Raw genomic sequence first — 12566 nt, 5'->3', positions numbered from 1 at the left:
AGCCCGTCCACCAGTCAGGAACGCTTCACGCCACCTGTAATACAGACTCTGGGCCACGCCATGCCGCCGACATACCTCGCTGATATTCGCACCGGGCATCATGCCCTCGAGCACGATGTTCATCTTCTCGTCCACTGTCCACTTACGTCCCGGCATCATAAACACCTCTACTTCATCTTAACCCATCCCTTCTGTCTGGGTTGACTCTGGGGCCAGTATAGGCGTACTGCACAGCGTCTATGGGCAGGTGTTCCTGCAGAGTGCGCTCGTGGCAGATCTCGTGACCATGCTATTGCTCTCGCTGTTCATCAGCCGACAAACGGCCGGATCCATCACCAGTTTTCTCCTAACGCTCACCATTTTACCACTTGGTGCAAGTGTTTATGGAATATTCCGTTTCATTCGCCGCCGACCCGCCCTTCGTCGTTGGGCGGTCGATGACCAAACGCGAGCACGCGCCGCGCTGGTCTTGCTGGCGCTCTTCTGTGTCACGACGCAGTTCACCGGCGCCGAGCCCATTGTGGGCAGTTTTCTCGCCGGTATGCTGATTTCAGCCACAACCTTCGCGGCGAAACCGCAGGTCCTGACCTATTGTCGCGGCATCGGATACGGATTTTAGATTCCAATCTTCTTTCTGTCCGTGGGAATGAATTTCGATTTGGGTGTTTTCACACATGATGAGGCGATACTGTGGATCCCAGCCTGCCTGTTGTTGTCGTATTTGGTGAAAATGTTGCCAGCGTGGCACCTCAAAAAATACTTTGGCCGGCGCAAGGCCATCGCGGCAGGGTTTGCCATGTCCACGCGCCTGAGTCTGGTGGTAGCAGCGGCCGATATCGGGGTTCCGGTCGGGGCGCTGCCCCCGGAGATGGCCTCCGCCGTGGTCATGGTGGCGGTCATAACATGTCTCATTTCGCCGGTGGCGTTCCTCACGCTCGTTTCCCGGCCGTCCAGCGCACGGTGTTGAACCGGTCCGCGCACACCACATCGGAGGGCCAGAACCCGCGTCAGTCCCTCATTCGATCCAACACCAGCGCGTAGCCATCGGAACCGTAGTGAAGGCAGCGCTTCACCCGGCTGATGGTGGCTGTGCTGGCGCCGGTCTCCGCTTCAATCTGGTGGTACGTGCACCCTTTCCGCAACATGCGCGCCACTTCCAAACGCTGAGCCAGTGACTTCATCTCGCCAATCGTACACAAGTCGTCAAAGAATCGGTAGCATTCATCGATGGTCTGCAACGAGAGCACCGCCTCAAACAACCGATCCAGCGTCTCATCCTTCAGCTTATCCAGCGTCATACTTTCACCCTTTACCGAAATACAGCGTCTCCTCCGTATGGTAACACAGTGAAGCCGGGTTGCCTAGCCGCCCCCGCCCCGTGACGAAAACGAGGCGGCGGTCTATCCGCCACCTCAGCGCAATTCCAACAGCAGAGCATCCGGATGCTCAATCAAATGTTTCAGGTGATTCATGAATTGTATCGATGTGGCTCCGTCAATCACGCGGTGGTCAAAAGACAGAGACAGCGTCAGCACATCGCGGATCACAATCTGTTCCTCCACCACCACCGGCTTCCGCTGGATTTTGTGGACGGCGAGAATGCCGACCTCCGGATAGTTCAAAATCGGAGTCACAAACATGCCGCCGATGGTTCCCAGGTTGGTGATGGTGAACGTGCTGCCGCGCAGTTCGTCCTGACTGAGCGAGCGCAGCCGGACCCCCTCTGTCAATCGCGCGATTTCATCGGCGATTTCGCGGATCGACAGCTGATCCGCATTGCGGATGACCGGGACGAACAGGCCGTCGGCGGAGTCCACAGCGATGCCGATGTGATACTCCGAAATCAGTTCGATTTCCTGCGCCGCTTCGTCCAGGCACGCGTTGAAGAATGGGAAGGCCTTCAACGCCGACACCGTGGCCTTGACGAGGAACGGCAGGTACGTCACATGCTTGCCCTCGGCCTCCAACTCCTTGTTCCAGCGCGCCCGCAGGTTGACCAATTCCGTCGCGTCGCAATCGTCGAAGGCGGTCACATGCGGCGCACTGAAAAAGGAGCGCTTCACATGTTCCGCAGTCGCCCTGCGAACCCCGCGAAACGGAATGCGCACTCCGCTGCGGACGCGCGGCGCGACCTCTTCCGACGCGGCCCGCGCCTCTTGCGTCCGTTCTGTGCGCTGCACTTCCGCTTGCTTCACGGCCGACCACAGCAGTGAATCACCGCCGTCATCTGCCCAGGAACGCGTATCCACCGGCCGCACGGTCGGACGCCACGTGTGCAGGTAATGGTCCACATCCTGCTTCGTGATGCGCCCGCCTGGTCCGGTGCCCTGCAGCGCCGTAAGCGGTACGCCCAACGCCCGAGCGTAATGGCGGACGCCCGGTGTGGCCTTCAGCCGGAGTGCATTGCCTGCCTTGGACACCTGTTTCACAGCCAAATGCAGCGCGGAGGTGACGTCGTCCGCACTCCCATTCCCGGACGCCGCAGCCGATGCGGGTTTTTGTGAGCCAATCCGCACCAGCACATCCCCCACGCGAACAATCGACCCGGTCACCGCGACAATCTCCTCAATGTATCCGGTCGTCGGAGCCGGCAGTTCCACCAGGGCCTTGTCGGTCTGCACCTCAACGAGCGGATCGAATTCCTGAATCCGCTCTCCTTCCTGCACGAGCCATTTGACAATCTCCGCTTCTTGGATGCCTTCTCCCACGTCAGGCAACCGAAACTCCACTGTGGACACGCATGCCCCTCCTCTCCTCTGACTCCGTTTCAAACCCAGCCGTCAGCGCCCGCGAAACAACGGTGACCGCTTTTCCACAAACGCCTGCACGCCTTCTCGAAAATCTTCGGTCATGCCTGCCACATCCTGATATCGAGCTTCCCTCTCCAACGCTTCCGACAGCGAGGATACGGCGTTGTCGTAAATCAGTTCCTTTGTCAGCCGATACGCCACTGTGGGGCCCTCGGCCAACCGTTCCGCGAACGCCAACGATTGCTCCTGCAGCGCCTCCGGGTTGAACACCCGGTTGACAATCCCCAAGCGCTCGGCCTCCTCGGCCCCGAACACGTCGGCGGTCCAGGCCAACTCCAATGCCTTGCCCACACCAACCAGACGGGAAAGAAAGTAACTGGTTCCCGAATCCGGAACCAGGCCAATCTTGTTGAACGCCATGGTGAATTTCGCATCGGCCGCGGCGAAGCGAAGGTCACAGGCCAGTGCCAGGCCGAATCCGGCACCGGCGCATGCCCCGTTGACGGCGGCAATGAGTGGAACCGGTAGGCTCCGCATTTTTGAAATCAGCAGGTTATATCGTTCTCGTACGCTGTCCGCAAGATGTGCTCCCGCACCGACCGTTCCGGCGTCGGTCAGATCCTGACCGGAACAAAATCCTCGCCCGGCGCCGGTGAGAATGACGGCTCTGGCCGTCCCCTCGGTTTCCACGCGCTTGAAGGCGTCGTACAGCTCTTGCCCCAACTGCACGTTGATGGCATTGTACACCTGTGGGCGATTCAGTGAAATCTTCACGACACGGCCAATGGACTCAAACAAAATCGTCTCGTACATTCGCCAATTCCTCCACTTCTCTGTCGGCGCTTTGCGGTGGCAGCGCATCCCCGTATGCAAAGCATACGACGACCGGGCGCAGATTCCCTGCGCTGGTCGTCCGCCACCGGTGCGACTTGCGCGCACGAACGAATGTATCCGCTTTCATAACTTCGTCTGGGAGTGGGACTTCCGCTTCATCCCGTCACCCCCAGCTTACCTGAAATTCCTCTTCAAAACAATGCTTGCAGGAAAAGTCACGCCCGGTCCACGCGAGCGCGATGAACCCTCGCAGTTCCGGTTCTCTGCAATCCCCGCAGAACGGCGTCTCAGCGGTGGAGCGATTCCACCACATGCTGCATGCGTTTCACCTCATCCATGCGCACACGCAGTTCCTTTTGCCGATCCGCATCCGCTCCATCATATTCTTCCTGCAGCATGTGCAAACGGCGCTGCAAACTCCGTTGAACCTGACGCATCGCGTCACGGTAGCCGACTTCCTCACCGGTCATGGCCATGGTCTTCCCTCCTCACCGGCCTGCCACTTTGCCGCAATTATACCATGGCCCGCCGGCCGCGCTCCGTACTGCGGGAACACGCCTTCCGCAGTCTCTCTTCGTACTTGGCCGTCCACACCTCTGCGGCGGTCGTGCGGCCAAGCTGCAGGCAGAGTTGCACGTGCACCGCCGCCTCCACCGCGAGCCAGCGCCACACATCGATGGCCGCCCGGCCACGATCCAGGTGCGCCGCCGCCTGATGAATGGGTGGAATCCCCCGCTCCACCTTCGCCGAGAACCACGCCTTCTTCAGCCACAACTCCGCCTCTCGAAGCTCCCCGTTCTGTACGCAAACCCAGGCGGCGTACAGCCACCGCTCCCCTTCGCCGAGCAGGTGCCCATCCCTGTGAAGCAGATTCGCCACCGATTCCCAATCCGACGCGCAAAATGCCCGCCAGAGCACATGAACCAGCCGGTGTCGCTGGCGATACGGACGCCACAGGGCGCACAGCATCGCCCCATCCACCCCCAGCCGACCGGCCAGCGCATGCAACATCCGTTCGCTCGGCAATACCCGCCCTGTCTCGACATGGGACAACAGCGTCGGTGAGGCCACACCGGCCGCCAGTTCGGTCTGCGTGTATCCGCGTTCTCGTCGCAGACGCTTGAGGACTTCCCACGGCAACTCGTACGTGCTCATGCGTCGTCTTCCCAGAGTGCGCTCAAAGGTACACCCAAGGCCTTGGCAATCCGCTCCAATTTGACAATATTGTGTCCTCGTTGTCCGGATTCGATGGCGTACACGTAACTCACCGACACGTTGGCACGCTGAGCGAGATCCCGCACGCTCAAGTGTTGCTTCAGGCGGTAGTGTTTGACACGTTCGGCCAGTCTTGCCATGGCAGCGCCCCCTGTTGAATTCCTCTATTGAGGAATTATATCGGATGCGCACCGTGGATTTCCAGTAAAATTTATTCAATTGAGTAATCATGCTATACTAAATGTCAAGCCGTGCGGGAAAGGAGGAAGGTCCGTGGATGTGCGTTTGGCGATCCTCAGCGAGCGATGGATGCAGCAACTGATTCGCGAGGACGAAGAAACCCTGCGCCATCTCATCCTTGATGGTGGATGGCAGGAATTCATCGCCCGACAATCGTTTGCCGAATCGATTCAGGAGGGCTTCGCCCGCGCGTTTTTCCGCGAACAGTTTTTGGTTGGTTTTGGCACCGCCCATCTCGTTCCGGAACTGTATCTGCCAGACGGCGTCCGAGCCGCCGAATGTGGGACATACCTCCGCCCTGCGTTTCGGGGCAAACACTGCAACATTCCGTGCAAAGAAGCACTGCTGCGGGAGGTCGAACGCTGTCTGCCGGTGGATTGGTGCTTTTTCCTTGTAGCCCATGACAACTTCCGCGCTCAGCGCGCCATGGTCAAACTGCCGTGGCCAATCCACGTGTATCCACCGGATGCACCGGGGCCATTCGCCCGCTATCAGCGTCGCAAATCGTGGGAGCTGGGCGTTCCGCAGATTCTGTACGCCCTTGAGCCTTCGAGCCTCCACCCCAACTGAACCGCGGTTATCTCTCGGCCGTTGGCACACGGCTTGCCGTCCGTCAACCGAACGTCCAGTGGAGGCCGTTCTGCAGCCAAATCGCCAACCACGACAGCTTGCCGGTGGCCAACAGGAGTCCCACCGCCACCAACAACCATCCCCCCGCTTTCGTCGCCGCAGACGCGTATTTCACCCACGCCCGCGCGGAAGCCAGCGTCAGCGCCAGCAGGAGAAAGGGCAAACTGAACCCCATTGCGTAGGCGGCCATAGCGACCCAGCCCTGAGCCGGGTGAATGACCACGAGCGCCAGCACGGAGGCGAGCATCGGCCCTACACACGGCGTCCATCCCGCAGCAAAGAACAAGCCCACCAAAAACGACCCCAGGTAACTCGCAGGCCGACCGGCCCACGCAATCCGCCACGGCCTCAGCAGCCATGGAATGCGAACGACCTCCGCAGTCATCAATCCAAAGCCAACCAGCAGCACGCCCCCCACAACCCGCAGCGTGTTGAGCATGGGCCTGAGCGCCCCGCCAAGGGCGGTCGCCCCCATGCCCAGCACCAAGAACAGCAGGGACAGTCCAAGGCAGAAACACAGGGTGTGCAGCAGAGCGCGGCGCCGCAGTTGAAACGTAACCTCCGCTCGCGCCACGTCGGCCCAGGACAGACCGGTCATGTATCCGAGATACGACGGTACCAGCGGCAGCGTGCAGGGTGACGCAAACGACAGGATTCCTGCTCCGAATGCGAACCACATCGACCATGGATTCACCGGGTCACGCCTCCCCTCTAGCCACACCATACACCAGGTCGACTCCTTAGGAAACCGCTTCCATCGTCTCCCGCGGTATTCCTCTTTGTTCTACGTTTGTGTACACTTTATGTTCACTTCGGTCTATAATGAGGCTGGAGGTGAGACGCTGTGTCTTCCATCGGGGAAAAGCTTTCCGCATTGCGGAAACAGCGCGGCTGGACGCTGAAGCAACTGTCCAGTATATCCGGCGTCTCCGTCAGTTACATCAGTGCCATCGAGAACGAAACTCGGCCAACCCCCTCCCTCTACCAGATCGGCAAGTTGGCTCGAGCCCTCGGTGTTCCAGTGACCTACTTCGAAGATGAGGCCGCGACAACGACCGGGCCGGAGACGCATCAAACCCAGGCAGATTTCGCGCAATTTCTACGGTTGTATGATGAAGAGACGCGTCGGTTCATCGTCTCGGAACAGTCCCGCCCCTACGTGGCCCTTGCGATGCGTTTGGCGCAGCAGGAGGCCGAACCGGACGTGCCGACACTGCTGCAGATCATCGCGCAGTTCATGCGTGAACAGAAGCAGGAATATCGCGCGCATCCCTGAGCCGTGGAACGCCTGACGAGCGTCAGGTGTCCTCCACCTCAATGCCCGCTTGCCGAAGCGCCGCAACCGCTTCGCGCAGGCGTACGTCGTCCGGTGCCTCAACCGTGTGAAAATGGAAGCCTTCCGTCAGGCTGGAAAGCAGCGGCGCGTTGGCCGTGCGCACGCTCTCAAGAAAATTGTCCACGTCCCGACGCGACGACAGGTGCAGACTTCCTCGCAATTCACCGTAGACCGCGTGCTCCACAAACACGTCCACCACGCGAATCCCATGATCCACGAGAATGTATAATTCTGTCTGCGTCAGCTCTGGTGGATGTTTGACCGCGAGTATGGATGCTCCTTCACCCGTTGCTGCCTCCGCCAGCCAGTAGCCGCGCGGGGTTGAATGAATGGCCACCCCGGATGCCCGGAGCAGTGCGATATCGTGAACCACCACCTGGCGCGTGACGCCGCATCGCTCAGCGAGTTCCGCGCCCGTGATGGGATGACGGCTGGCCGCCAACACGTCCAGCATCCGTTGCTGCCGTTCCCTTCGTTCGTTCCGTTCCGTCATACGGTTCCTCCCCATCCCCATGCTCTATCGTTCAGTATACTGGTTTGTCAACAGGGCATCCGCCTTTCCTTCCCATTGCACCAGCTGGTCCACCCGCCGCAGTCCCGCTACGTAGGCCCGCGTGAACGCTTCGGGCGACAGCGGTGGCCGGATGCGCCCGAATAATGGAAGCACCTGCCACAAGCTTCGAAACCAATCGACCCTGCGGATGGCAGGGTGCGCCACGTCCGGCCATGCGTCCACCAGTCGTGGGCTGTACAGCTTTCGCGGCATCCCGTTCTCACTCCACCACGGTCGATACGGTTGGTCCAAACGGAGCACCGCTTGGTCTGTCGTGAACCAGTGCGTCCCGTAGTCCTGCCGCGATCCGGTATGCACCACCGCGTTCGCCCAACGCACGAACGCCCGGTGGCGATGATGGTCGGAGAACAACAATTGATACAATCGCTGCCCCGTCACGATTCGATCCTCCAGAGACGCAAAACGATGCGCCACCTCTCCAGCCAACTGCACACGCCCGTTCTGTAGAAATGGAAACACGATGTGCGTCAGATCCAATGCGGACTGTATGCGGTACGCAGCCGTACGCAGCACGGTGGCTCGATAATGCGCGTTGCGCATGATGCGAGACTCCAAAAAATTCTGCTCGTTCACAATCAACGCGCGCGTTAACACGGATGCGTTGCGATGCTGCCAGAACCACCGCCACACCACCCGCATGAACCGCGAGACCCCGAATCGGCCGAGGTAACCGCTCAAATCCCGCCCTTCCCGCTTGCTCCACTCATACATCAGCAATTGTGGATACGCGTCGCTGAAAATCAGCCAGTTTGCCTGTTCCAAAAACCTGAAGAAGGCGTCGACTAGACGATCATCGGTGAGCCTCTGGAACCACTCCCCGCGCAAATCGGTCATGTTCCAGCCACCGTTGCGGGATACCATGTGGGCCAGAAATGCCCAGTGCAACTCCGGGTTGCGACGGTAGACATCGAGATAGGCGGCCGTGCGCGTCAGGTTATTGCGATTCTGCTGCCGTGTTTGTCGTTCCATCTCGGTCAGCCAGCCCGTTTCCGCCTCGCCGCGTTCAACCGGGAGCTCATCCTCGGCTGGCGCCACATCTTGCCGAAGGGCTGAGCGAAACATGCGCAGCAGTTGGAGCATTTCCTCACTGTCTCCGGAACGGGCCAACCAATGCGTGCAGAGATTGAGACAGGCACTGAGTCGGAAGAGCACATTGCCACCTCCTGACCGCGGTCAATCCGCATCCGCTGTTCTCAGCGTGTCCGGCACTCGCAGCAAAATATTCCCGCTGCCGCACACAGCCATTCAGATTTTCGCGCGTTCTTTGATATACTTCTGTTATTTGATGAAGCGACGTTGCGGCATGTCTGCGATATGCTACAGGAGGGTGCCGAATGGCAAAACAAAATAAGGAATTTGTATCAGAAATCACTCCCCAGAGCGAAGATTTTTCGCGGTGGTACATCGATGTCATCAAGAAAGCCGACTTGATGGACTACGCCCCCGTGCGCGGTTGCATCGTTTTCAAACCGGAGGGCTATGAACTGTGGGAGGCGTGCCAACGCGAACTGGACAGGCGGTTTAAGGCGACCGGGCATCGCAACGCGTATTTCCCGCTGCTCATCCCGGAAAGCTTCTTTCATAAGGAAAAGGAACACGTGGAAGGCTTCAATCCGGAATTGCCCTGGGTGACCGAAGCCGGCGGGGAAAAGCTGGAGGAACGACTGGCCATTCGCCCCACGTCCGAGACGGTGATTGGCCATATGTACAGCCAATGGATTCAATCGTATCGGGATTTGCCCGTGCTCATCAACCAGTGGGCGAACGTCATTCGCTGGGAAAAGCGCACGCTGCCGTTCCTGCGGACCAGTGAGTTTCTGTGGCAGGAGGGCCATACGGCACACGCCACGGAAGAAGAGGCGCGCGAGGAGACCATGCGGATCCTCGATTTGTACACTGATTTCGTCGAGACGGAGTTGGCGATTCCGGTCTATCGCGGACAGAAGTCGCCTTCGGAGAAATTTGCGGGTGCCGTCGATACATACTCCATTGAGGCAATGATGAAGGACGGCAAGGCAGTTCAGGCGGGCACATCCCACTACATGGGCCAAAACTTCGCGCAGGCGTTTGATATCAAGTTCCTGGACCGCGACAATCAACTGAAGTTTGCCTACACCACATCATGGGGTGTCAGCACGCGTCTGCTCGGCGCGCTGATTATGGTGCATGGCGATGATCGCGGTCTGGCGCTGCCACCACGGGTCGCACCGACGCAGGTGATGATTATTCCCATCGGGCCGCAAAAAGAGCGCGAGCGGGTGGTCAAACATGCGAAGGATCTGCGGCAACGGCTGTTGGCGGCAAATGTGCGCGTGCGCATGGACGCCCGCGAAGATCTGAGCCCAGGCTGGAAATTCAACGAGTACGAGATGCGCGGAATCCCCGTCCGGCTCGAAGTCGGGCCAAGGGATATGGACAACGGCCAGGTCATCCTCGTCCGGCGCGATACCGGAGAAAAAGTGCCGGTTCCTACGGACAACCTGCTGTCCGCTCTGCCGCAGCTGCTCGATGAGATCCAATCCAATATGTATCAGCAGGCAAAAGCGTTCCAGGACGCCAATTCGCATATCGCCGAAACACTGCCCGAACTGGTTCAGGTGATTCGAGACCAACGCGGATTTGTGCTCGCGGGCTGGTGCGGAGATGATGCGTGCGAGCAGACGGTCAAGACCGAATCCGGTGCGACCAGCCGCAACATCCCTTTCAACCCTCCGCAGACCATGGCCACGTGCGTTTGCTGCGGCAAGCCGGCCTCTCATACAGTGTGGTTCGCACGCGCGTATTGAGTGCGACATCAGACAATCCATCGCGACGAATCGAGGCTGTCCCCCCGCGGAATCCGCGGGGGACAGCTTCGTATTGTGTTGGCGCATTGGCGGTGCCATACGAATCGCTTCGCCTGTTCAGGCACTCTGGTTGCGCGAACCTCCAGCTTGCCGTCGTACACCACAGACGATGGCATTCGTCCTTTCACGGCAAAGGAGCGGTACAACCCGCAGTTCACGACGTGCGGGTGCCAAACACGCCTGCGAACGCTGCATTCACATACGCTTCATCCCCCAACCGACGCTGAACCTGGGTCTTCCAGGTCGATCCGCTCGCAAGCGTGGACGGGTTCAGACCGTACCACCGCTGCACCGCATCGCGGGTCGCATGGAAAGCCTGCGCCGGAAAGTCAAACGTGATGGCTTGTAAATTACCGATCAACGCAAAGTTCGCGGTTGCGTCGTAGAGCAGCGCCGCTTTGAAGAATGAGCTGGTCATAGACAGATCCGGACGTCTGTAGTGAATCACAAGTTCCAACTGGTTGGGGTGAAGTTCGTAGGTTTGAATGAACCGGCCGAGAGGCAGATTCGCGTTGAGATGGGCGTCGTTGGACGCGTTGCCCATGTACGCGTTCCGATATTGGAGAACTCCTTGAACGTCGTGGGTCAACGGATTCTCTTGGGCCGCCAGATAAGCCTGTTGACGCGCGCGAATGATTGGTTTCACAGAAAATTCCACGATGACAAATGCAAACACGCCAATGGCCAACAGCAGGATGATGACGAGATTTCGCATCTTCATGGTTCCACCACCTTGTGCAAATGTAGGAAGCGGTAGGCACTTGTCGCAAACAACGGCACAATCACGGTGACAAACGGGAGCAAGAAAGGCACCGCGACGGAGGCGAGTTGATACGGTCCATCCATCTGAACGGGACGATGAAACCAGAGGTTACTCGCAAACCGAGTTCCAAAGGTGAAGGCCGTTGACATTGCGAGATACAGGCTCCAAAGCCACCACACCCCATTGCGAACTCGTTTTGCCTTGTTCACATCGATGCATTTCACCATGGACTGTTTCGGGTGTTTTGAGAGAATCAGGCTCAGGTACAGAATACCTGCGGCAACCAACAATACCATGAGCAGCGAGTTTGCAATGATGCCGAGCGGAAATACCCGCAGCGGAATGGTGCATACCCAAGCAATGGTCAGATAAAGGACGCCAATTTGCGTGACCTCCTGTATGTACGGGTCAACGCGGATGTACACGTGACTACCAATCAGGAAGTGAACGTCGGGGATGCTGTTGACGGCAATTGCCAACGCTTCCGCATCGGTGCAGCCGCTAGTGACCAGATCACTAACGCGGGCTTCCAGATTGGTCAGGATTTCATCTCGGAGTTCCCGAATCTCGGGGGTTAATTGGTGTTTTGCAAAGAGACGGTCAACATAGCGTTCCAATGGATTCATTTCGATGCCTCCTCCACCACAATCAACCTGTCAATCAGGTCCCGCGCCGACTGCCACGCCTCGAGGTTTTTCTTGTACAATGCCACTCCCAGCGGGGTGATTCGATAGTATTTGCGCCGGGCGCCCTGACTTTCGTTGCCCCAGTACGATTCAATCGCCTTTTGCGCTTCCATTCGTCGGAGACTGGAATACAGCGTGGGTTCCTTGAGCTCGTACTTACCGCCGCTCTTTCTCCGGATCGCTTTGATGATTTCGTACCCGTAGTTGTCGTTGGTCAACAATACACTGAGGATGATGGTGTCGATATTTCCCCGAATCAGGTCCCCGTTCACCGCATCAGACATGCATTCCTCACCCCCACCCCAACATAACACATATTATTATGTGTGTCATTATAGAGCGTGTCCGAAAAGCCTTCCGAATGAGTTTATGAGGGCGTAAAACACAGCAATTCACTTTCCTCTTATGGGTATTCATTCCTTGGAAACCAGGTGGAGTGGTCGGTATCCACAAGCGGTAACGATAGACAGCTTATAAAGGGCATACGAATCCCTTGGCCTTGATGACACTTCCTTGTTTTGGTTTCTGTCCAGTTGAAACCGTCTAAACGGCGATATCAAGTTGTAGTTGCTCGGTCTGCTCTGTATACATTTGTATAATCCGCTCTACGTGATCCTTTGGCAATTGCGTCTGCCGGATGTGAGCGATCCTTGCCTCCATTAGATGAAACATATCCTGCATGGCGAAGAAAG

The 12566-nt window shown here is 58.2% G+C and carries 16 protein-coding genes and 1 pseudogene; 4 read left to right on the top strand and 13 right to left on the bottom strand.

The annotated features are described in order from the left end of the window. A partial coding sequence (locus tag G463_RS24110; RefSeq protein WP_026975803.1) for a transposase occupies nt 1–156 on the bottom strand: 156 nt, incomplete at its 3' end. 28 nt (nt 157–184) lie between these two features. On the opposite strand from G463_RS24110, the pseudogene G463_RS23690 reads away from it, so the two are divergent. Further along, nucleotides 185–967 (top strand): annotated as a pseudogene (locus G463_RS23690) (cation:proton antiporter). Between the two features lie 40 nt (nt 968–1007). Here G463_RS23690 and G463_RS0115785 read toward each other — a convergent pair. The 6 genes from G463_RS0115785 to G463_RS0115760 all read right to left on the bottom strand — a co-directional run bounded on the left by G463_RS0115785 (nt 1008) and on the right by G463_RS0115760 (nt 4939). Then, nucleotides 1008–1298 (bottom strand): YerC/YecD family TrpR-related protein, encoded by a 291-nt coding sequence (locus tag G463_RS0115785; RefSeq protein WP_026975929.1) that lies wholly within the window; start codon nt 1296–1298, stop codon nt 1008–1010. 114 nt (nt 1299–1412) lie between these two features. After that, nucleotides 1413–2738 carry a dihydrolipoamide acetyltransferase family protein gene (locus G463_RS0115780; protein WP_026975928.1) on the bottom strand — a complete coding sequence of 442 codons (1326 nt, stop codon included), beginning with the start codon at nt 2736–2738 and terminating at the stop codon, nt 1413–1415. A gap of 42 nt (nt 2739–2780) precedes the next feature. Beyond that, entirely contained in the window at nt 2781–3563 is a 783-nt protein-coding gene (locus tag G463_RS0115775; protein WP_026975927.1) for an enoyl-CoA hydratase-related protein, read from the bottom strand. Nucleotides 3564–3871: 308 nt separating this feature from the next. Continuing rightward, nucleotides 3872–4060 (bottom strand): hypothetical protein, encoded by a 189-nt coding sequence (locus G463_RS0115770; protein WP_026975926.1) that lies wholly within the window; start codon nt 4058–4060, stop codon nt 3872–3874. A 37-nt stretch (nt 4061–4097) separates the two neighbouring features. Then, nucleotides 4098–4739 carry a helix-turn-helix domain-containing protein gene (locus G463_RS21985; protein ID WP_051322375.1) on the bottom strand — a complete coding sequence of 214 codons (642 nt, stop codon included), beginning with the start codon at nt 4737–4739 and terminating at the stop codon, nt 4098–4100. Then, nucleotides 4736–4939: a helix-turn-helix domain-containing protein gene (locus G463_RS0115760; protein WP_026975925.1), complete on the bottom strand. Its 204-nt coding sequence runs from the start codon at nt 4937–4939 to the stop codon at nt 4736–4738. Before G463_RS0115760 ends, G463_RS21985 begins: the two co-directional genes overlap by 4 nt. Before the next feature lie 133 nt (nt 4940–5072). Here G463_RS0115760 and G463_RS0115755 point away from each other — a divergent pair, with 133 nt between their 5' ends. Next, complete coding sequence (locus tag G463_RS0115755; protein ID WP_026975924.1) at nt 5073–5609, top strand: GNAT family N-acetyltransferase; 537 nt, start codon at nt 5073–5075, stop codon at nt 5607–5609. 43 nt (nt 5610–5652) lie between these two features. Here the strand turns inward: G463_RS0115755 and G463_RS20915 are convergent, their stop codons facing one another. After that, nucleotides 5653–6363 (bottom strand): cytochrome c biogenesis CcdA family protein, encoded by a 711-nt coding sequence (locus G463_RS20915; protein ID WP_035487692.1) that lies wholly within the window; start codon nt 6361–6363, stop codon nt 5653–5655. Between the two features lie 150 nt (nt 6364–6513). Here G463_RS20915 and G463_RS21980 point away from each other — a divergent pair, with 150 nt between their 5' ends. Beyond that, nucleotides 6514–6945, top strand: a complete 432-nt coding sequence (locus G463_RS21980; protein ID WP_051322373.1) for a helix-turn-helix domain-containing protein — start codon at nt 6514–6516, stop codon at nt 6943–6945. Between the two features lie 22 nt (nt 6946–6967). On the opposite strand, the gene G463_RS0115740 is transcribed toward G463_RS21980, so the two are convergent. Both G463_RS0115740 and G463_RS20905 read right to left on the bottom strand, forming a co-directional pair. Further along, nucleotides 6968–7498: a transcription repressor NadR gene (locus G463_RS0115740; RefSeq protein ID WP_026975923.1), complete on the bottom strand. Its 531-nt coding sequence runs from the start codon at nt 7496–7498 to the stop codon at nt 6968–6970. A gap of 24 nt (nt 7499–7522) precedes the next feature. Continuing rightward, nucleotides 7523–8731: a DUF2515 family protein gene (locus tag G463_RS20905; protein WP_051322372.1), complete on the bottom strand. Its 1209-nt coding sequence runs from the start codon at nt 8729–8731 to the stop codon at nt 7523–7525. A 182-nt stretch (nt 8732–8913) separates the two neighbouring features. On the opposite strand from G463_RS20905, the gene proS reads away from it, so the two are divergent. After that, on the top strand, nt 8914–10365 hold the full coding sequence (proS, locus tag G463_RS0115730) for a proline--tRNA ligase (RefSeq protein WP_026975922.1): 1452 nt from the start codon (nt 8914–8916) through the stop codon (nt 10363–10365). 214 nt (nt 10366–10579) lie between these two features. Here the strand turns inward: proS and G463_RS21975 are convergent, their stop codons facing one another. Genes G463_RS21975 through G463_RS0115715 form a run of 3 tightly spaced genes read right to left on the bottom strand, consistent with a single transcriptional unit; the run spans nt 10580 to nt 12158 of the window. Beyond that, a complete protein-coding gene (locus G463_RS21975; RefSeq protein ID WP_051322371.1) occupies nt 10580–11146 on the bottom strand; it encodes a DUF4825 domain-containing protein in 567 nt (188 codons plus the stop codon). Then, nucleotides 11143–11814 carry a hypothetical protein gene (locus tag G463_RS20895; protein ID WP_051322370.1) on the bottom strand — a complete coding sequence of 224 codons (672 nt, stop codon included), beginning with the start codon at nt 11812–11814 and terminating at the stop codon, nt 11143–11145. The genes G463_RS21975 and G463_RS20895 overlap by 4 nt, the downstream gene beginning before the upstream one ends. Beyond that, nucleotides 11811–12158 carry a PadR family transcriptional regulator gene (locus G463_RS0115715; RefSeq protein ID WP_026975921.1) on the bottom strand — a complete coding sequence of 116 codons (348 nt, stop codon included), beginning with the start codon at nt 12156–12158 and terminating at the stop codon, nt 11811–11813. Before G463_RS0115715 ends, G463_RS20895 begins: the two co-directional genes overlap by 4 nt. Between the last annotated feature and the right edge of the window lie 408 nt (nt 12159–12566).

The sequence above is a fragment of the Alicyclobacillus contaminans DSM 17975 genome (genome assembly GCF_000429525.1).
Classification (GTDB): Bacteria; Bacillota; Bacilli; order Alicyclobacillales; family Alicyclobacillaceae; genus Alicyclobacillus_A; species Alicyclobacillus_A contaminans.
Note: the sequence above shows the minus strand (reverse complement) of the source record. Positions and strands in the feature narration are given on the sequence as shown.